This is a genomic window from Aureimonas sp. SA4125, assembly GCF_019973775.1.
Taxonomy (GTDB): Bacteria; Pseudomonadota; Alphaproteobacteria; order Rhizobiales; family Rhizobiaceae; genus Plantimonas.
Window position 1 is genome coordinate 3,777,582 of sequence record NZ_AP025032.1, and the last position, 19,794, is coordinate 3,797,375.

At 66.7% G+C, this 19,794-nt stretch carries 20 protein-coding genes and 1 riboswitch; of the genes, 7 read left to right on the top strand and 13 right to left on the bottom strand.

Translation table 11 applies throughout. The annotated features are described in order from the left end of the window. The first annotated feature begins 99 nt into the window (after positions 1–99). Positions 100–387, top strand: coding sequence for a hypothetical protein (locus Sa4125_RS17920; protein ID WP_224000086.1), 288 nt, complete (start codon positions 100–102; stop codon positions 385–387). 56 nt (positions 388–443) lie between these two features. Here Sa4125_RS17920 and Sa4125_RS17925 read toward each other — a convergent pair whose 3' ends face one another. Together Sa4125_RS17925 and Sa4125_RS17930 are read right to left on the bottom strand one after the other, a co-directional pair. Beyond that, the gene (locus tag Sa4125_RS17925) at positions 444–965 is read right to left on the bottom strand and encodes a L,D-transpeptidase (RefSeq protein WP_224000088.1); all 522 of its coding nucleotides are present in this window, start codon (positions 963–965) and stop codon (positions 444–446) included. A gap of 161 nt (positions 966–1,126) precedes the next feature. Beyond that, a complete protein-coding gene (locus Sa4125_RS17930; RefSeq protein WP_224000090.1) occupies positions 1,127–2,074 on the bottom strand; it encodes a LysR family transcriptional regulator in 948 nt (315 codons plus the stop codon). Between the two features lie 513 nt (positions 2,075–2,587). Here Sa4125_RS17930 and odc2 point away from each other — a divergent pair. Beyond that, positions 2,588–3,721, top strand: a complete 1,134-nt coding sequence (odc2, locus tag Sa4125_RS17935; protein ID WP_224000091.1) for an ornithine/lysine decarboxylase — start codon at positions 2,588–2,590, stop codon at positions 3,719–3,721. A 137-nt stretch (positions 3,722–3,858) separates the two neighbouring features. After that, entirely contained in the window at positions 3,859–4,443 is a 585-nt protein-coding gene (locus Sa4125_RS17940) for an N-acetyltransferase (protein WP_224007948.1), read from the top strand. A 163-nt stretch (positions 4,444–4,606) separates the two neighbouring features. Here Sa4125_RS17940 and Sa4125_RS17945 read toward each other — a convergent pair whose 3' ends face one another. From Sa4125_RS17945 to Sa4125_RS17955, 3 genes are all read right to left on the bottom strand, one after another. Next, a complete protein-coding gene (locus Sa4125_RS17945; RefSeq protein ID WP_224000094.1) occupies positions 4,607–5,584 on the bottom strand; it encodes a WD40 repeat domain-containing protein in 978 nt (325 codons plus the stop codon). After that, positions 5,584–6,717 (bottom strand): GTP-binding protein, encoded by a 1,134-nt coding sequence (locus Sa4125_RS17950; RefSeq protein WP_224000095.1) that lies wholly within the window; start codon positions 6,715–6,717, stop codon positions 5,584–5,586. The genes Sa4125_RS17945 and Sa4125_RS17950 overlap by 1 nt, the downstream gene beginning before the upstream one ends. Before the next feature lie 89 nt (positions 6,718–6,806). Beyond that, positions 6,807–7,595, bottom strand: a complete 789-nt coding sequence (locus Sa4125_RS17955; RefSeq protein WP_224000096.1) for a creatininase family protein — start codon at positions 7,593–7,595, stop codon at positions 6,807–6,809. A gap of 164 nt (positions 7,596–7,759) precedes the next feature. Between Sa4125_RS17955 and Sa4125_RS17960 the strand changes: the two genes are divergently transcribed. From Sa4125_RS17960 to Sa4125_RS17975, 4 genes are all read left to right on the top strand, one after another. Then, complete coding sequence (locus Sa4125_RS17960) at positions 7,760–8,188, top strand: MarR family transcriptional regulator (RefSeq protein ID WP_224000097.1); 429 nt, start codon at positions 7,760–7,762, stop codon at positions 8,186–8,188. 116 nt (positions 8,189–8,304) lie between these two features. Continuing rightward, the gene (locus tag Sa4125_RS17965; RefSeq protein WP_224000098.1) at positions 8,305–9,354 is read left to right on the top strand and encodes a LacI family DNA-binding transcriptional regulator; all 1,050 of its coding nucleotides are present in this window, start codon (positions 8,305–8,307) and stop codon (positions 9,352–9,354) included. Then, complete coding sequence (locus Sa4125_RS17970) at positions 9,351–10,331, top strand: 2-hydroxyacid dehydrogenase (protein ID WP_224000103.1); 981 nt, start codon at positions 9,351–9,353, stop codon at positions 10,329–10,331. Before Sa4125_RS17965 ends, Sa4125_RS17970 begins: the two co-directional genes overlap by 4 nt. Positions 10,332–10,557: 226 nt before the next feature. Further along, positions 10,558–11,007 carry a hypothetical protein gene (locus tag Sa4125_RS17975; protein ID WP_224000104.1) on the top strand — a complete coding sequence of 150 codons (450 nt, stop codon included), beginning with the start codon at positions 10,558–10,560 and terminating at the stop codon, positions 11,005–11,007. Between the two features lie 72 nt (positions 11,008–11,079). Here the strand turns inward: Sa4125_RS17975 and Sa4125_RS17980 are convergent, their stop codons facing one another. The 8 genes from Sa4125_RS17980 to betC form a co-directional block, all read right to left on the bottom strand. Continuing rightward, entirely contained in the window at positions 11,080–11,754 is a 675-nt protein-coding gene (locus Sa4125_RS17980) for a GNAT family protein (RefSeq protein ID WP_224000105.1), read from the bottom strand. After that, positions 11,751–12,545, bottom strand: a complete 795-nt coding sequence (locus tag Sa4125_RS17985; protein ID WP_224000106.1) for an alpha/beta hydrolase — start codon at positions 12,543–12,545, stop codon at positions 11,751–11,753. Before Sa4125_RS17985 ends, Sa4125_RS17980 begins: the two co-directional genes overlap by 4 nt. Before the next feature lie 176 nt (positions 12,546–12,721). Further along, positions 12,722–13,363, bottom strand: a complete 642-nt coding sequence (locus Sa4125_RS17990; RefSeq protein ID WP_224000107.1) for a 2-dehydro-3-deoxy-phosphogluconate aldolase — start codon at positions 13,361–13,363, stop codon at positions 12,722–12,724. Between the two features lie 94 nt (positions 13,364–13,457). After that, complete coding sequence (locus tag Sa4125_RS17995) at positions 13,458–14,900, bottom strand: trehalose-6-phosphate synthase (RefSeq protein ID WP_224000108.1); 1,443 nt, start codon at positions 14,898–14,900, stop codon at positions 13,458–13,460. 31 nt (positions 14,901–14,931) lie between these two features. Beyond that, positions 14,932–15,657: a trehalose-phosphatase gene (otsB, locus tag Sa4125_RS18000; RefSeq protein ID WP_224000109.1), complete on the bottom strand. Its 726-nt coding sequence runs from the start codon at positions 15,655–15,657 to the stop codon at positions 14,932–14,934. 217 nt (positions 15,658–15,874) lie between these two features. Further along, entirely contained in the window at positions 15,875–16,480 is a 606-nt protein-coding gene (locus tag Sa4125_RS18005; RefSeq protein ID WP_224000111.1) for an N-acetylmuramidase domain-containing protein, read from the bottom strand. A gap of 107 nt (positions 16,481–16,587) precedes the next feature. Continuing rightward, entirely contained in the window at positions 16,588–17,868 is a 1,281-nt protein-coding gene (locus Sa4125_RS18010) for a D-amino acid dehydrogenase (protein ID WP_224000113.1), read from the bottom strand. Between the two features lie 150 nt (positions 17,869–18,018). After that, positions 18,019–18,109: riboswitch (glycine riboswitch) on the bottom strand. Between the two features lie 64 nt (positions 18,110–18,173). Beyond that, positions 18,174–19,688: a choline-sulfatase gene (betC, locus tag Sa4125_RS18015; protein WP_224000115.1), complete on the bottom strand. Its 1,515-nt coding sequence runs from the start codon at positions 19,686–19,688 to the stop codon at positions 18,174–18,176. Positions 19,689–19,794: the final 106 nt, after the last annotated feature.

Genomic DNA, 19,794 nt, shown 5'->3' on the forward strand with positions numbered 1-19,794 from the left:
ACAGGAACGGCCGCAAGATGCCGTGCGCCCTTGGCCTGGGGGATCGCCGACACCACATGTCTGACATCGCCACGTCTGGCCGATCCCCGGAGATATCGCATGAAGACGACACAAGCCGAACTGGAAGACCAGATCACCAGCCTGCGGGCCGAACTGGCATCGCTGACGAAGTCACTGTCCCGGCGTGGCAGCGCGGCGTTCGAGGATATCGAAGACCGGGCGTCCGACCTTTACGGCTACGTCCAGGATCGTGGACCTGACATGGCCCGCGAAGTGCGCAAGCAGGCCCGTCAGCTCGAGCGGACGGCGCGCGACAACCCCGTTGCTTCGGTCGCGCTCGCTGCCGTGGTGCTGCTCGTCATCGGCGCCCTGCTCCGCCGCGACTGAGCGCGCGACGGGTTTGTCCCTGCTGGGGGGATGCGGAGTTGCCGCGTCCCTGCCCGCTACTTCAACACGATCACCTGCGCGCCGACATGGACCCGCTCGAACAGATCGGCGACGTCCGCATTGCGCATGCGAAAGCATCCCGACGACGCCGCGCTGCCGATCGAGCGCGGCGCGTTCGTGCCATGGATGCGATACGTTCCCCAGCCCAGATTCAGCGCCCTGACGCCGAGCGGATTGGATGGTCCCGGACCGACCGAGTCCGGCAGCGACGGGTTCTTTTCACGCATCGAGGGCGTCGGGACCCAGGTCGGATTGAAGCGCTTGCGTGTCACGAAGCTCTCGCCGAACCACTGCTCGCTCGGTCGCCCGACGGCGATCTCGTAGCGCAGAGCCGTCGTCGCCCCGGTGATCAGGTATAGCTTGCGCTCGCTGGTCTTGATGACGATCGTCCCGGGATCATAGCCGCTGGCAAAGTTCTCCTCCGCCCATTTCGGCTTGGGGTCGCTGGCCGCCGTGGCGGTGCCGGGCACCCCCGCAATCGACAGAGCGAGAAGGGCGGCGGAAAGGAGAGGACGCATCGGCACTCCGTCGAACTGTCACGGTCGCCCCGGTCGATGAGGGCCGACGACAGTATGCGAGGCAATCGTTTCCAGAGCGTGAGCGTGCCCCTCAGTACGCGACTGCCTCGCACCGTGAGCATGCTGTCAGCGCGCGTCCGCTTCGGACCCCGAGCGTGCCGTCAGCGCGCGTCCGCTTCGGACATTGTGACGAGTTCCGGCGCCGCGCGCTCTCCATCGCACTTGCGGAACCAGACCGCCAGAAAATCGACGAAGAGGCGCACCCGCAGCGGCAGGTGCCGGCGATGCGGGAAGACGGCATAGATTCCGGCCTCCTGCGGCATGAAGGTTTCCAGAACGGTGACAAGGCGCCCCGCCGCGATATCGGCCCGCACGACGAATTCCGGGATCATCGCAAAGCCGAGCCCCGCCCGCACCGCGGCTCTGACGGTGACGGGGCTGTTGGCGGTGAACTGGCCGGAGACAGGAACCGGAAACGGCTCGCCCGTTTCGGGATCGCGGAACGACCAGCTGGAGAACATGCGCGAATTGGAATCGATCACGGCGGGAAAGTTCGCCAGCTCCGACGGATGGGTCGGCCGCCCGAGCCGCTCGATCAGCGCGGGGCTGGCGCAGAGCGCAAGGTCGAGCGAAGCGAGCCGCCGGGCGATCATCGCCGAGTCGGACAGCCGCGTCATCCGGATGGCGACGTCGAAGCCATCCTCGACGAGGTCGACGAAATTGTCGTCGAGGTGGATGTCCAGCGAGATGTCGGGATGGGCGACGGCGAAATCGACGAGCGAATGCCCGAGCTCCGCATCGCCGAACGTGCGGGCCGCCGAGACCCTGATCCGCCCCTTCGCTTCGCCAGTGGCCTCGCGCGCCTCCTCGTTCAGGCTTTCGAGGTCTGAGAGGATGGCCGAGGCCCTCGCCAGATAGACCTCCCCGGCGCCGGTCAGCGCGATCTGGCGTGTCGTCCGGTTGATCAGGAGGACGCCCAGTTCATCCTCGAGCTCGCGCACATATTTCGACAGCAGCGCCTTCGAGCGCCCGGTCTTGCGGGCAGCGGCGGAAAACCCCTCGTTCTCTATGACGGCGATGAAGGCGCGCATCCGTGTCAGGGTGTCCATCGGCTCTCCAGGCTTGCGCGGAACTGGTGCAATGTTGCACGATTCCGACACTCGCACCCTTCGTCGGTCCAACGCCTGTAAAAATCAACCGCCACAAGATTTTGCAGTTGTGTATGACGCGAGTCATCCATATATCCCGCCTTGCCCAAAGTCGCACGAGCCTGTGGGCGTCCCCCGATCCTCATATGCGAGGCCATCGGGACGGTCCTGGAGTAATACCCTCCAGTCGTCTTCGCGCCAAGCGAAGTCGAGGACGCCTTAAAGCAACGACGGTGCGGGCTTTTTTGGTCTCCCCTGGTCTCCACAGCCGGGAAAACTGAAGAGGCACACCCTCATTGCCCCATGTGCGGCGGGTTCAAGCCCTCCATGCCAAGGCAGACATCGACCGATGCCGAAGCACGCCGCTTCGTCGTCGGACTACGTCGCGAACGTATTCGAGCTTGCGAGCGCCTGTCCGGCGATCGCGGGACCGTCTTCGTCCGCTCATCTCCTTCGGTTCATGGGAAAACCCAGATGGCAACGCAGCGCATCCTCGACTTCCTCGCCACCCGACGTCCGGCCGGCCCCTGCCTCGTCGTCGACCTCGATGTCGTCGAGTCCAATTTCGGCGCCTTCCGCAAGGCGCTCCCGAATTCGGCGATCTACTACGCCGTTAAGGCCAATCCGGCGCCGGAGGTTCTGCGCCTCCTGTCCGCGCTCGGCTCGAGCTTTGACTGCGCTTCCGTTGCCGAGATCGAGATGGCGATGGATGCCGGCGCGACCGCCGACCGCATTTCCTACGGCAACACGATCAAGAAGGAGCGCGACATCGCGCGCGCCTTCGACCTCGGCGTCAACCTCTATGCCGTGGACTGCGTCGAGGAAGTCGAGAAGGTCGCCCGCGCCGCCCCCGGCGCGAAGGTGTTCTGCCGCGTTCTGACGAATGGCGAAGGCGCGGAATGGCCGCTGTCGCGCAAGTTCGGCTGCGTCCCGGCCATGGCGATCGACGTTCTGGTTCACGCCGAGAGCCTCGGACTCGTCGCCACCGGCGTCTCCTTTCATGTCGGCTCGCAGCAGACCGACACCGAGGCCTGGGACGCGGCGATCGCCGATGCCAGCCATGTCTTCCGCGCGCTTGCCGAGAAGGGCATCGTCCTGACCCTCGTCAACATGGGCGGCGGCTTTCCGACGCGCTACCTCAAGGACGTGCCGTCGGCCGAGGCCTATGGCCGCTCGATCTTCGGCGCACTCAGCCGCCACTTCGGCAACCGCATCCCGGACACCATCATCGAGCCGGGCCGCGGCATGGTCGGCGACGCCGGCGTGATCAAGGCGGAAGTGGTTCTCGTCTCGCGCAAGTCCGCGACCGACGAGAACCGCTGGGTCTTCCTCGACATCGGCAAGTTCGGCGGTCTCGCCGAGACGATGGACGAGGCGATCCGCTACCCGATCACCACGCCGCGTGACGGCGACCGCATGGAAGCCTGCGTCATCGCCGGCCCGACCTGCGATTCTGCGGACGTTCTCTACGAAAAGAACCCCTACCCGCTGCCGATCACGCTGACCGTCGGCGACGAGATCCTCATCGAGGGCACCGGGGCCTACACGACGACCTATTCGGCCGTCGCCTTCAACGGCTTCGAACCGTTGCGATCCTACGTGATCTGATCCCGGCGCATCCCGCGCCGGGCTTTTCGCCCGCGCGCTGGATGCCCCGACGGTCCAGCGCGTCCTTTCTCGGCCTCTTCTGTCTCGAGGTTGATCGCATGATCGCATCTGCCCCCCTTTCGGCTGCCACCGCGGCAATGCCCGTCGTCGCGCCCGTCGTCCACATCGGTGCGGAGACGCCGGACGACGCCGCATCGCGCGAGGCATTGCTCGACCGCGCCATGGGTCCCGGCCGGCGTCGCAAGGCGTCGGAAGCCATCCGCCGCGGCCGGCTGCCGGCCGACGGACTGGCGCTCGTCGCACGGTCCGACGACGGCGTCGTTGTCGGCAGCGTCCGGCTTTGGCATGTCGCGGCAGGCGATGCGGGTACGCCGGCGCTTCTTCTCGGACCGCTGGCCGTTGCCCCCGAGCTTTCCGGCTGCGGCATCGGCTCGGCGCTGATGCGGCGCGCGGTGGCGGAGGCCCACTTTCGCGGCCACGCCGCGATCCTCTTGGTCGGCGACCCCGATTATTACGCACGCTTCGGCTTCACCGCCCGACCGGCGGCCGACCTTGCCATGCCCGGACCCTTCGAGCGGCATCGCCTGCTTGGCCTCGAACTTGCCCCTCGGGCGCTTGCCGGAACAAGCGGACTGATCCGGCCGGCAGGCCGCAAGGCCGGCGCCGGCAGCAGACCGGTCGCACCGGCGCCCGTCCCGCTGCGGCTGTCGCGAGCCGGCTGAGGGCCCTTCGACGGGGGAGTCCCGGGGGTGACGCTGACCGCCAGGCAGCGTCACCCCCGCTCTTGATGCCAAACTCGGCAGATGCAGCCCGGCACGATGCCCTGTCCGTCGAAGAGGGCCGGATCGCGCGTGCGTTCGGCGCCTCCCCTGGCGGCGCTGGCCTTCAGCCGGCGATGTCGATCACGCCGGCCTCGCCTGACTCCGTCCCGAAGGCCAGGCGCGCGCCCTTGGCGTCCCAACCCATGGTCCGCACCGGGCTCGCACCGGGGCGCCGCAACACCGCCTCGCGGCTGTCGGCGAGGCGCACGGCGAGGATCATGCCGTCCTGATAGCCGATCGCCAGCATCTCCTCGACCGGGTGGCACGCAACGGATGTCACCATCGAATCGCCGCGGGTGCCCAGTTCCAGCGGCGCCTTGCCCATCGGACCGTCCTTGCCGGAAAAGGGCCAGAGGATCGCCGCCGGCGCTCCGGAGGTCGCGAGATACTTGCCCTTCACCGACCAGGACCAGCTCTTCACCTTGGCGGGATAGCCGGTCATCTTCATGTGCTTGCCGTCCTCGACCCGCCAGCCGTGGAGAGCATTCTCTTGCATGCGGGTGACGAGGAAGCGCCCGTCCGGCGAGAAGGCGATGCCAATATGCGCGCCCTTCCATTCGAGCGAGGCGGGGGCACTCTCGGTCGCGGCGAAGTAGAGCGACGCCCCGTCATAGCGCGCCGTCGCCAGGCGCATGCCCTTCGGCGCGAAGGCAATGTCCTCGACCGAGCGCGTATGGGGAAAATCCTTCACCTGGCCGTCGGCAAAGCGGACGCTCGCCGTGCGGCCGACGGCAAAGCCGACGCTGTCGTTCGGCCCGCCCGCCACGGCGTCGATCCACTTGCGCTCGATACGGACGAGCTCGGCATGGCTTCCGTCCGCCTTGATCGCGACGACGCGCCCATCCTCGCCGCCGGTCAGGAGGCGGTGGGCGAAATGGTCGTAGCGGGCGGTGGTCAGCCCGCCCTGGTGCGCGGCGACGACGCGCTCGCCGCCGGCGGGAAAACGGACCGTCCCGTCGACAAGAGCGAAGACCGGTTCGCCCCCCAGAAACAATGCCGTCTCGACGAAAGCCTCGAAATCATACGGGGCAATCGAGGGCATCAGGCATGAGCTTTCTGCTGGACGCGAGCGGAACAGGCGTCGAATTCGGCCGAGAGCGCCTCGCGGTCGAGGTTGCGACCGATGAAGACCAGTCGGCTCTCGCGCGCCTCGTTGTCACGCCAGGGACGCTGGTGATCGCCCTCGACGATCATGTGCACGCCCTGCACGACGTAACGGTCGGGATCACCTGCGAAGGCGATGATGCCCTTCAGGCGCAGGATGTTCGGCCCCTGCTCCTGCGTCAGTGCCTGGATCCAGGGGAAGAACTTCTTCTGGTCGAGTTCGCCACCGCGCAGCGAGACGGAGGTGACCGTGATGTCGTGGATCGGCGAGGCGTGGCCGTGATGATCGTGGCCGGCGTGATCGTGGCCGGCATGATCGTGGTGGTCGTGCCCGTGGCCGTGATGGTCGTGGTGATGATGCTCGTGGTCGCAGTCGGGACCGCAGGCGTGCTCGTCGTGGCTCTGCTCGGCGGCCTCGATGAATTCGGGATCGGCATCGAGGACGCGGGAGAGATCGAAAGCACCCTGATCGAGCACGCGAGAGAGGTCGATGCCGGCGCGCTCGGTCTTGTGGATCACCGCATGCGGATTGATGGCCCGCACCGTCGCCTCGATCTTCGCCAGTTCCTGGGGGGTGACGAGATCGGTCTTGTTGAGGAGGATAACGTCGGCAAAGGCGATCTGGTCCTCGGCCTCGCGGCTGTCCTTCAGGCGGAGCGGCAGATGCTTCGCATCGACCAGCGCGACGACGGCGTCGAGCCGGGTCTTGGCGCGCACGTCCTCGTCCATGAAGAAGGTCTGCGCCACCGGCACGGGATCGGCGAGGCCCGTCGTCTCGACGATGATGCCGTCGAAGCGGCCCTTGCGCTTGGTCAGGCTCTCGACGACCCGCACGAGATCGCCGCGCACGGTGCAGCAGACGCAGCCATTGTTCATCTCGTAGATCTCCTCGTCGGATTCGACGATGAGGTCGTTGTCGATGCCGATCTCGCCGAACTCGTTGACGATGACGGCATAGCGCTTGCCGTGGTCGCCCGAGAGGATGCGGTTGAGAAGCGTCGTCTTGCCGGCACCGAGATAGCCGGTGAGGACGGTGACGGGAATCTGATCGGTCGATGCGGTGTCGGACATCTCTGCCTCCTTGATGATCGGCCGGATATAGGCCCGTCACGGAAGGATTGCACGGGGGTGCTGGCGGAAACGACCGGAAGAGAGGTGGACTATGCCAGCCGGCCGAGGTCGAAGCCTGCGACGTCGCGGAGCAGCTCGGCAAAGCCCTCGGCCTGATGCGCCGCGATGGCGCGGCCGATCTCGGCCGTGGCGAGCCTGGTATCGCCGACGACCCCGGCCGGGTTGAGGTCCCCCGCCATCCAGCCGAAGCCGAGGCGGCCATGGGCGCGAAGGCGCGTCGACGTCCGCTCCAGCTCGGCCTGCAACGACGGGAACGCCGCCAGCCCGTCGCTGCGGACGAGGTCGGGGCGGAAATGCAGCATCAAGGCGGTCTCGGCAGCGCCGCCGTGAATGCCGTGCGCCAGCTCGTCGTCGGGAAGAAGCCCCGAGGGAAAGCCAAAGCGCATCCAGTTGCAAGTGGCGACCAATAATCCGTGCGCACGGCGCAGTTCGAGTGCCGCCGTCTCCATCGCCGGCGTGTTGCCGCCATGCGCACTGACCACCACGAGACGGCGGAACCCGGCGGCAGCCAGCCCCTCGCCGACGGCGACCAGACCCTCGACCGCCTGCCGCCAGCCCTGGTCGAGCGTGCCGGCAAAGCCGCCATGTTCGGCCGAGGCCCCGATCCGCCCGACTGGCAGGAAGGTCACGGCGAGATCATCCGGGAGAATGCCGAGGACGGTTTCGATCATGTGGTCGGCGATCAACGCGTCGGTCCCGAGCGGCAGGTGCGGGCCGTGCTGCTCGATCGCGGCGATGGGCACGACGGCGATTGCGGCTGCCATATCCGTCTCGGCAGCGAGTTCGGTCGACGTCATTTCTTCGTAGCGGCGGCGCATCGGCATCCCGTCGTCGGCAAGGTCCAGTGTGGTCTCTATCGCGGCGGCTTCCCGAGGGATAGGCGGCAGCCTTACTCTGGTGGACTTTCGCCGACCCATCCGCCATCTTCACCCCGTAACGGCTTGGGGTGGCGATGCAGGTCAAGAAGAAGAAGCGATCGACGATGACGCAGCTTGTCCTGTCGGCGCGCGCCAGTCGCACGGCACTGTCGGCGCGTCTCGCGGCGATTGATCTCTATCCCGGCCAGGACGCGGTGCTCCTGGCTCTTGGCGCCGAGGATGGCCTTTCGCTGCGCGATCTGGCCGAGCGCCTGTCTGTCCGCCCGCCGACAGTAACGAAGACCGTCGCTCGGCTGACCGTTCAGAACCTCATTGAAAAGCGCTCCTCCGACAGCGATGCGCGCCAGAGCCACGCCTTTCTTACCGAAAAGGGTCTGGCGCTGGTCGCGGAAGTCCGGTCGGCGCAGAAGACGGTCGAGCGCAACGCGCTGCGCGGCCTGTCGGAGAAGGAGCGCAAGACGCTGCGCAAGCTGCTGCAGCGGATCGAGCGCAATCTCGGACTTCAGCCCGGTTCGGAAGACGGCGCCGAGTGATCGCGCCCGCTTGGTGCGGCGACGGCTGTGCAGCGTCGCATTGCAGGCTTCCCGTTCGCGTCGGTCTTTGTCATAGCTCAGGGATGACGAACACGACGGAACCGGATCGGGCATAGGTGGCGCAGAAGGTCAAACTGTCGACGATAGCCGATGCTCTCGGGCTGTCCACGGCCACGGTGTCGCTCGCGCTGCGCGACAGTCCGCTGGTCGCCGAGGTGACGCGCGAGCGCATCAAGGAGGAGGCGCGCACGTCCGGCTATATCTACAACCGTCGCGCCGCCAGCCTGCGCACGTCGAAGTCCGGGATCGTCGGCGTCTGCGTGCATGACATCATGAACCCGTTCTTCGGCGAGATCCTGCAGTCGATCGAGAACGAGCTCGACCGGCACCGCCAGACCTTCATCCTGTGCAACCACTATGACGAGCTGTCCAAGCAACGCGCCTTCGTCGACACCATGCTGCAACTGGGCGCCGACGGGCTGATCATGTCGCCGGCCATCGGCACGCCGGCCGACGACATCCGGCTCGCCGAGGACAACGACCTGCCCTGCGTCCTCATCGCGCGAACGGTCGAGGGCGCCGGCGTCACGAGTTTTCGCGGCGACGACAGCTATGGCATGAGCCTTGCTGTGGAGCACCTCATCGCCCGCGGCCATCGCCGCATCGCGATGGTCGGCGGCACCGAGCTGACATCGACCGGGCGCGACCGCGAAAAGGGCTATCTGAATGCCCTTGCCGCCGCCGGCATCGCCTATCGTCCGGAATGGCGCATCGTCGGTCCGCGCAGCCGCCATTCCGGTTTCGACATCACGCCGGCCTTCATGGCCATCCCCGACCGGCCGACGGCGGCGTGCTGCTTTTCCGACCTCGTCGCCCTCGGCTTCATGTACGGGCTATCGCGTGCGGGGCTCCGGCCCGGCGTCGACATCGCGGTCACCGGCTATGACGACATCGACGAGGCGGCGATCGCCATGCCGCCGCTGACGACCGTCGCCAACGGACAGCGGGAGGTCGGACGCCGCGCTGCCGCCGCCCTTCTCGCCCGCCTGCAGGGGGCGCCCGCTCTCGACCAGGTGGAACTCATCACACCGGAACTGAAGATCCGGCAGTCCTGCGATTTTCTTTGGCCTACGGGCCGACACCCAACCGCAACGGAGCTTCCATGACCGACACCAAGACCATTCCCGTCCTGATCCCGGGCCGGATGCATGCCGGAACGCTCGAGGCGCTGCAGGGACTGTTCGATGTCCGGCAGGCGCAGGGCCAGCCGATCGAATCGCTGAGCGAGAGCGAGCGGGCGGGCATCCGGGGCGTCGCGCTGATGGGCGTGTTCACCGCCGAGATGATGAAGCTCTTGCCGAACCTCGAGATCATCGCGCATTTCGGCGTCGGCTATGACGGCGTCGACGCGGGCTATGCCGCGGCCAATGGCATCATGGTCACGAACACCCCCGACGTGCTGACGGACGAGGTGGCCGACACGACCATAGGCCTGCTCCTGAACACGGTGCGTGAGCTGTCACGGGCCGAGGCCTATCTGCGCGCCGGCAACTGGGAGAAGAACGGCAACTATCCCCTGACGAAGACCACGCTGCGTGGCCGCAGTGTCGGCATCATGGGCCTTGGCCGCATCGGTCTTGCCATTGCCCGGCGGCTGGAAGGGTTCGGCGTCCCGATCGCCTACTACAATCGGTCGGAACGCGACGATGTCGCCTATGCCTATCACCCGGACCTGAAGTCTCTTGCCGCGGCCGTCGATACCTTGATCGTCGCCGCCCCCGGCGGCGCCGGCACCGACAAGGCGGTCGACGCGGCGGTCCTCGCCGCGCTCGGGCCGGACGGCGTCCTCATCAATATCGGCCGCGGCACCGTCGTCGACGAAGACGCGCTGATCGCGGCGCTGCAGAACGGCACGATCCGCGCCGCCGGTCTCGATGTCTTCGCGCGCGAACCGCATGTGCCGCAGGCGCTGATCGATCTCGACAATGCCGTCCTGCTGCCACATGTCGCGTCGGCCTCGGAGCATACGCGGCAGCAGATGGGCAATCTCGTCATCCAGAACCTGGAGGCCTGGTTCTCGGGACGACCACCGGCGACGCCGGTGCCGGAAGCCGTCAAGGCAGGGCTCGAACGCCGCGGCTGACCGTCAGACCGAAATGGTAGCCGGCAAAATACTTTCGCCGCCGGAGAAAGGCCTGCGGTTGCAGGCAGATGCGGGTTATCGGGCGGCGAAGACGACACGGAAATCTTTACTGAATCGAGCGCCGGTGCGAACGTCGTGAAGGATGCGTTCAGGAGGCAAGCCTCACTTAACCTTTTGTTCATATCCTTGGAGCGATAGTGCAGTTTATCCCGCAAGGAGCTCCCCCATGAGATTTGCCACGATCGCGATGGCCGTCGGATTGGTCGGTGCCTTTCTCGCGTCAAACCTTCAGGCTCCTTTGACGGCATCGACCGATGACCTGGCGTTCACGACGGTGGTCGACGGGACGATTACGACCGGCTCCATTGCAGCGGTTGCTTCGGCGGAGGCGCCCGGCGCCATGCGCCTGATCGACCTGAAGACAGGCGCGACCTGCAAGGTGGCCAAGCCCGATCCGGACGCGCGCGATTTCCACCCGGTGCCTTTCGGTCCAGACTGCATCCGTTCGCCGGGTCTTTCGAGAGTATCGCTCTGGCGTTCGACCGACGAAGGCGCCCTGATCATGGCCGACAGCGGCGGCGGCACCATCCTCGAATTCGCTCCCGGCGACGGAGTCCTCTACGAGAGCATCTACCCCGCCAACCAGCTGATCACGATCGTTCCCGCCAAAAGCTGAGTCGCCTGTGCCGGGCGACGCCGGCGTCACGCACCGACGGGCGCCGAACCGTGGCGACCGGGGAAAGAACGGTCAGCCGCGAAACTCGGAAAGCGGACGGATCTGCCGGCCCGATCCGTCGAAATTCGCCGGATCGAGCCAGCGACTGAAGGCATGGCGCAGCGCGGGCCATTCGGTGTCGACGATCGACCACCAGGAGGTATCGCGGTTGCGTCCCTTGACGATCATGTGCTGGCGAAAGAGGCCCTCCTCGACGAAGCCGAGGCGCGCCGCCGCATTCTTCGACGGAGCATTGCCGTTGTCGCATTTCCATTCGAAGCGCCGGTAGCCGAGCGCGTCGAAGACATAGGCCATGAGCAGCGCGAAAGCCTCGGTCGCCGCCACCGTCCGCTGCAGCGAGGGCGCGAGGCAGACGTGCCCGACCTCGGTAACGCCCATCACCGTATCCGTGCGCATCAGCGCCGCCACGCCCTCGGCGCGGTCGCTCGCCTGGGGGATGATGGCATAGAAGCAGGGTTCGCCGCCGATATAGGTTCGCCTGGCGAAATCCATGAAGTTGGAGCGGCTCTCGAAGGGGCCGTAGGGGAGCCAGGCGTACAGTGTGCCCTCGGCGTCGGCGGAGAAGGCGTCGTACAACTCGCCAAAACGGCGATCGTCGACGATCCGCTCGATCCGGACGGTGCGCCCGGTTGCTGACAGCCCGTCGGGGCGCTGCCGCGGCGACCAGGATTTCAGATCGTCCGTCATTTCAGTTCCTCGATGAAGGCGATGACCTTTGGACGAATCGCCCTGTCGCCGATCGGCAGCGCCGTCGCCATCGCGCTGACAGCTTCGATATGATCCACACCGGGCCGAATGTCGACGATCGCCTTGCCGCCCGCGGCGCGGACCTTGTCGCCGAGCGAGCGGCTGTTGGCGGGGTCGACGGTGGTGTCGGCGTCGCCGGCGATAAGGAGCATCGGGGGCGCCGCAGCCGTCACGAAGTTCACCGGCTGGCTGGCCTGTCGACGATTTGGCGGAAACACCCGCTTGTAGCGCTCCTCCGTCAACGGCAGGAAGTCGTAAGGCCCGGCAAGGCCGACGAAGCCAGCGAGACGCATCGACGCCAGCCCGGCATCGGCGAGGTAATGCCGGTCGAGCGCAAGAAGCCCGGCAATCTCGGCGCCCGCCGAATGCCCCATCAGGAACAGCGGATGGGACCCGGCCGGCACCCCCATCTCTCCCTCGCGTGCCGCGGTCACGACCGCGGCGACCGCCTTGGCGCCATCCTCGACGAAGGCGGGAAACTGCACTTCGGGATAGATCCGGTAGTCCGGGATCGCGACGATGATGCCGGCGCTCGCCAGAGACTGGCCGAGAAAGGGATAGATATCCTTCGATCCGGAATCCCAGCCGCCGCCGTAGAAGAAGACGACCACCGGCGTCTGCCCGTCGGCATCGTCCGGCACGTAGAGGTCGTAGGTGCCGCGATCTCCGGCGCCGTAGCGGATGTCGTTCGTGACGCTGTAGCCGGCGCTGCTCGTGACGGCATTCAGCAAGGCCGGGCCTGAACAGCCGGACACTGCAAGGGCGAGGACGGACAAGCACGAGATGAGAAGCGGCAAGCGAAACGGCATGACGACCTGCAGAGGAGGGATTGACCCGCGGTAGCTGGACAGATCCCCTGCCGCTTCAAGGTCGCCGATGTCGCTGCCGTCACCATGGCGTGCTCGGCTCAGGCCGCGACAAGCGCCGCGGCTTCTGCGGCCAGGCGGGTGATCTCGGTGAAATCGCCGGCGGCGACCACGTCCTTCGGTGCGACCCAGGACCCGCCGACGCAGACGACATTCGGCAGCGCCAGGTAGTCGCGAACGTTCTTCATCGAGACGCCGCCGGTCGGGCAGAAGCGGATCTGCGGAAAGACCGGCGCCAGCGCCTTGAGGAAGGCGATGCCGCCCGACTGTTCGGCTGGAAAGAACTTCAGGACCTCGTAGCCCTCTTCCAGCATCGCCATCAGTTCGCTCGGCGTCGCAGCGCCAGGCAGCAGCGGCACAGACGCGTTCCGGGCGGCATCGAGGAGTTCGATCGTGGTGCCGGGCGAGACGATGAACTTTGCGCCGGCCTTGCAGGCCGCATCGAACTGCCGCGGGCCGAGGATCGTCCCGGCGCCGCAGATCGATTCCGGCACCTCGTCCGCGACCGCCCTGATCGCATCCATCGCCGCCGGCGTGCGCAGCGTGATCTCGATCGCCTTCAGCCCGCCCTTGGCCAGCGCCCGTGCCAGATTGACCGCCTCGCGCGCGCTGTCGACGGCGACGACCGGCATCACCGGTTGTGCGCTCAGCACCGCCATCAGCGCCTGCTTGTTCTGTGCCATGTCGGGAGGCTCCGCTTCTTCGTAATGGGGATGAGCTGTCGCGGCACGTTCTAGCGCATCTGCCGCGGGATCGGAATCGATCCTCCGGCGAAATTTAGGCCGGTGCGAGCGGATCCGCCGCCGCAAGGTCCTCGGACCATCCCGCATCGATCTCGGCCGATTCCAGCGCGGCGATGAAACTCTCGCACCAGTGCGCCGCCGTGCCGCCGAAGACCTTGGCACGCATCTTCTCGTGCCGTCGCTGCCGTTCGTCCAGCGGCATGGTCAGCGCCCGCTGCAGCGCCCGGGCCATCTCGTCGGTGGCGTAGGGATTGACGATCAGCGCATCCTGCAACTCGGCCCGCGCGCCGGCAAAGCGCGACAGGATGAGAACGCCGGGATCGTCGGGATCCTGCGCCGCGACGAACTCCTTGGCGACGAGATTCATCCCGTCGCGCAGCGGCGTGACCATGCAGACCCGCGCCGCCCGGTAGATGCCGGCAAGCGCGCGGCGGGTAAAGCCCGTGGTCATGATCTGGATCGGCGTCCAGTCGAGCGTGGCGAAGCGGCCGTTGAGACGGCCCGCCAGTCCCTCGAGCTCGGCCCGCAGGTCGATGTAGGCGTCGAGTTCCGAGCGCGACAAGGGCGCGATCTGGAGGAAATTCACCGCACCGCGGTTTTCCGGATAGTCCTCCAGCAGCCGCTCGAAGCCAAGCAGACGCTCGACGAGGCCCTTGGAATAGTCGAGCCGGTCGACGCCGACGATCTGCAGCCGGCCCCGGGCAAGGTCACGCAGCATCTCCTCGTGTTCGCCGGCCTCCGGCGAGACGGCAAAGCGCGAAAAGCCCTCGGCGTCGATGCCGATCGGGAACACCGCCGCCTGGACGACGCGCCCGCCCACCCGGATCCGGTCGCCCGGCAGCTTTTCGCCGCCGAGTTCGTGCACGCAGAAATTCGCGAAGTTGCGCCGGTCCTGCGCGGTCTGGAAGCCGATCAGATCGTAGGCCAGCATCGAACGGACGAGATCGCGCGCCGCCGGCAGGGCCGACAGGATCTCCGGCGGGGCAAAGGGGATGTGCAGGAAGAAGCCGAGCCGCCCCTTGAAGCCGGACTGACGCAGTTCCGAGCCCATGTAGAAGAAGTGGTAGTCGTGCACCCAGACGAGGTCGTGCTCGTTGACGAGCGGCGCCAGCCGCGCTGCAAAGCGCTGGTTCACCGAGCGGTAGATCCGGTCGGATTGGCGGTCGAACTGCACGAGGTCGAGCCGGTAGTGCAGGAGTGGCCAGAGCGAGCGGTTGGCGTAGCCATGGTAGAACCCGTCGAGTTCCTCCGCCGTCATGTCGATGGTCGTCAGCGCGGTGCCGCCGAAGACTTCCGTCTTCTCCGGACTGTGGGTCCCCTCGGGCGACGTCTCGCCGCTCCAGCCGAACCACAGTCCACCCCGGCGCTTCAAGGCGTCGGCAAGACCCACGGCGAGACCGCCGGCCTTGCCTTCGTCCGTCAGCGGGCCGACGCGGTTGGAGACGACGACGAGACGACCCTTTTCTGGGTTGGTCATGGCAGATCTCCCTTGGCGCACCCCAGCGCCATCAGTTCGTGACTCCGAGCCAACGATGCAGGGCCGTGACATCCTTCAAGCGAAATTCCGCCGTGCTGTGCGCCGCACCGATCTTCACCGAAATGCCGCCAGCGCCGCGGACATAGTCGAGGGCGAACTCGTCGGTGACGTCGTCGCCGACATAGACAGGAATGCGCCCCGCGAACGGTTTCGCCCCCATGAGGTCGGCGACCGCCCTCCCCTTGTCCATGCCCGCGGGATGCACCTCGACGATCCCCTCGCCCTGCATCAGCACGAGATCGTCGCTGCCGGCGATCGCTGCCTGCATCATCGCCTTGGCGTGGCCGGCGAGCTCCGGCGCTGTCCGGTAATGGATGACGAGGGCCGTCCCCTTGTCCTCGAGATGCAGCGCCGGCGATGCCGCCAGCGGTTCGGAAAGCCCTGCGCGAAGGGTGTCGAGCGCTTCGGAACCCGCCAGCATCGTAATGCCGCCGCCGGGCACAAGACGCCGCTCCAGCCCGTGAACGCCGGCGGCGACGAAGGCGAGGGGCGCCAAAAATCGATCGAGATCCGCGATTCGCCGGCCACTGACAATGGCAAGCGCGCCGTCATGGCTGCGCTGCAAGGCCTCGAGGCAAGCCAGCGCCGAAGGCTTGATGGCGACATTGCCGGGATCGTCGTCGAATTCGACCAACGTTCCATCAAAGTCGAGAAAGACAGCGTGCGCCTCGGCACGAAGGGCGGGGGGCGGGCTCATCATGCGGGTGTAGATAGCACAGCATCTCGGATTCGCCACCCTTTGGACACGATCCACGCCGCCCGCCGCCGCCTCTGTCCTGCAAGAAAGGGATGAAGCGCCGCCGAGCCGAGAAGCCCGATACCGGTTCCTCGGCGGGGCGCGCCCGCGAAGATCATGGAAACGGTGGCCTGCGCCCGGCGGCCATGACCTCGGACGGCCGTGGTTCTCCTGGAGATCAGTCCGCTCGCTCCAGGCGCCGCCGGGCAATGGCATAGGCCGCCTTGATCTTGCGATCATAGCCGTTGCGGCGGTAGGCGGGCCCGTTGTAGCGCCGGGCGAATGCCGCGAAGTCCAGCGCCGGCAACAGCGCCTCGAGGCATTCCTCTTTCAGGAAGCGCGCCATGATCGCGAACTGCCCCTCGGCGGACTGGCGCGCCTCGGCCGCCATGGCCTGCGGAGACCCATAGCCGAGCCGCCGCCAATGCGCTCCCATGACCTGGCCAAGCCCCCAGGAAGTCGCGGCAAAGGCCGCGGCCGGATCGATGGCCGCGGCGCGATCGAGAATCCGCCAGCGGGCTGCCTGTGCCAGTGGATTGCGGACCGCACCGGCCCTGGGATCGGCGAGACCCGCCGCGCGCGCGCCTTCGCGCTGCCGACCCTCCAGCAGGCGATCGAAATAGTGACCTTCGAAACGGATCAGCGGCTCGCGCCGTCCGTCGAAGGCGGCATAGGCAACACCGTTCGTCTCGACCGTCGCGATCGCGAGAAGCACCGCCGCCGTTACGCCCGTCGACGTCTCGGTCTTCCTCGCTGCCAGGATTACCTCCGCATTCAACGCCATGCCACCCTCCCTCGATCCGACCCAGGCGATTGTCGCAGACATGGAAAGGCCGGGGATTTCTCCCCGGCCTTTGTCGGCGCGACAGTCTTTGCTGGGATCCGCGAGGCTCAGGCGCTGTGCACCAGCTCGCGGGCGGCGACGGGAGCCGCCGGGGCCGGCTGGAACGTCTTGCGCATCGCCGCGTCGAGCGTGGCAGAGACCGTCTCGGCCGTGATGGCGCAGAGCGTCCAGCCGAGATGGCCGTGGCCGGTATTGTAGAAGACGCCGGCCTTCGAACCCGCACCGACGCGCGGCAGCATGTCCGGCATCATCGGCCGAAGGCCGGCCCAGGGCACGACGGACGCGGTAGAGACGCCGGGAAAGCGCTTGCGCACCCAGGCCGTCATCGGGTCGATGCGCGCCATGCGGATGTCGCGGTTCTCGCCCGTAAACTCGGCCGTACCGGCAACCCGCAAGCGGCTGGCGCCGAAGCGGCTGGTGACGAGCTTGGCCTTGTCGTCGAGGATGCTGACCCAGGGCGCCGCCTCCTGGCTCGCGGCGTCAGTGAGGTTGACCGTCACCGAATAGCCCTTGACCGGATAGATGTTCACGCGGTCGCCGAGCATGGCGGCGAAGCGACGGCTCTGCGTTCCCGCGCAGATGACGATGGCATCGACATGGGCCGTTTCCACCGAGCTACCCTGGCGGAAGGCGATGTCGACGCCCTGCCCGGTGTGCCGGAGCTTCGAGACGTCGGCATGATAGCGGAATTTCACGCCCTTGCGGACGCAGGCGGCGGCAAGTCCCTGCGTGTACTTGTGGATGTCGCCGGTGAAATCGCTCTCGGTGAAGAAGCCGCCATGAAACGTTCCCTTGATGGCCGGCTCGAGAGCGCGGATCTCCTCGGGCGTCACGGCACGGCGATCGACGCCGCCCTCGGCCATCATCTTGTTGACGGTGAGACCGTGCTCGAACTCAGCCGGCGTCTCGTAGACATGGAGAATGCCGCGCTTTTCGAGATCGAAGTCGATCCCCTCGTCGCTCGCCATCTGGATCAGATGCGCGCGGGCGGCCACCGCCATGCGGACGGTCTTCACCGTGTTGTCGTGGTAGTTGCGGGCGGCGGCGACGAACTCCGCCATCCAGGAAATCTTGTGCCAGGACGGGGCGGGATGGACGAGCAGCGGCGCGTCCTTCTTCAGCATCCACTTCAGACCCTTCAGGAAGGTCGAGGGATGGTTCCAGACCTCGGCATTGCTGGCCGAGAGCTGGCCGCCATTGGCAAACGAGGTTTCCATGCCGGCATGACCCTGCCGGTCGAAGACCGTCACGTCGTAGCCGAGGGCGTTGAGTTTATAGGCAGTGGTGACGCCGGTGATGCCGGCGCCGATAACGGCGATAGAGGTCACAATCGATCCTTTCGACGCGAGGGCATTTCCCCCCGAGTCTGTCGTTGTGCCCCTCCGTTCTTGGCCTGAAAGTTTCACGCCGCAAGGGTTATCCCGGCCGGCGCTTGCTCCTTCGGCGGACGGGTGTGCCCGTCACTCTCCGGATATGTTGTCGGCCGCGCGGTCCCTGGTACCTGAGAGTTTCCGGGGCGGTTGCTCCTTCGGTGCCGGCTCTTCACCGGTCTCTCCCGCTGCGGCAGGAGCCTTTTCAATACGCCCTGCCCCTCTTGTGAGCAAGTGCGAAAAGGCGGCAGCGTTAGCGAAGCCTATTCGCCGCGCGGAAAGCGCTTCGCCTCTTCCAGAACGTTCAGATCCATGTGGTTGCGCATGTAGCGCTCGGATGCCCGCTGCAGCGGCTGGTAGTCCCAGGGGTAATAGGCGCCGTTGCGCAGGGCCTCGTAGGTGACATGGCGCTGCGCCTGGCTCTCGCGCACCTCCCGATCGAATCGCGCCATGTCCCAGCGCGCCGACAGGAGCGCTTGGAAGCGCCTTACCTCGTCCCCATAGGCCGAATCACCGGCAAGGTTCGTCAGCTCGAACGGGTCGGCGGAAAGATCGAAGAGCTGCGGCGGATCGAGCTCGCAGTGGTTGAATTTCAGGTCGCCCTCGCGCAGCGAGACCATCGGCGCCTGGCTGCCCTCGGCCGCATATTCCATCGGCACGGCCTCACGCCGCTCGCCCCGCGCCAGCGTGTCGATCAGCGACACGCCGTCGGTCCAGGGTTCGATCTCGCCGAGGTCGATTCCGGCGATGTCGCCAAGCGTCGCCACGACATCCAGCGTCGAGACCGGCGTCTCGACGCGGCGCGGCGCGAGGCCTGGCGCCGCCAGCATCAGCGGAACGCGCGCGGAACCTTCGAAGAAGTTCATCTTGAACCAGAGACCGCGCTCCCCGAGCATGTCGCCATGGTCGGAGAGAAAGACGACGACCGTGTTCTCGGCCAGGCGGCAGCGTTCGAGGATCCCGAGCAGCTCGCCGATCTTGTCGTCGATGTAGGAGATGTTGGCGAAATAGCCGCGCCGCGCCCGGGCGATCTCTTCGGCCGAAATGTCGTAGGCCTCGTCCTTGCACGCGCTCATCAGGCGCTGGGAGTGGACGTCCTGGTCCTCATACGCGATTTTCGCGATCTCGGGCTGCAGGAACGCGCAATCCTCGTAGAGGTCCCAGTACTGCCGGCGCGCGACATAGGGGTCGTGCGGATGGGTGAAGGAGACCGTCAGGCAGAAGGGTCGCGTCTCGTGCCCGCGCGACAGGTCGTAGAGCTTCTGCCCGGCGAGATGGGCAACCTCGTCGTCATACTCGTACTGGTTCGTGATCTCGGCGACCCCGGCCCCGGAGACCGAGCCGAGATTGTGATACCACCAGTCGATGCGCTCGCCGGGCTTGCGGTAATCCGGCGTCCAGCCGAAGTCGGCGGGATAGACGTCCGTGGTCAGCCGCTCCTCGAGGCCGTGCAGCTGGTCCGGACCGACGAAATGCATCTTGCCCGACAGCGCGGTGTAGTAGCCGGCGCGCCGGAGATGATGGGCGTAGGTCGGGATCGAGGACGCAAATTCCGCGGCATTGTCATAGACCCGCGTCCGCGACGGCAGCTGCCCGGCCATGAAGGCGGCCCGCGCCGGCGCGCAGAGCGGGCTCGGCGTATAAGCATTGGCAAAGCGCACGGAGCGGGCAGCGAGAGCCTTCAGGTTCGGCGCATGCAGGAAATCCGCGGGACCGTCGGGAAAGAACGTGCCGTTCAGCTGGTCGACCATCAGGATGAGGAAGTTCGGACGATTCATGGGTATCCCGGGAAACTGGAGAAGAATCGAAGATGCCGGCGGCCCGGCAGGGCCACCGGCGGGTTTTCCCAAAGCAGCGAGAAGGCAGACTATTCGCATTTCCGCG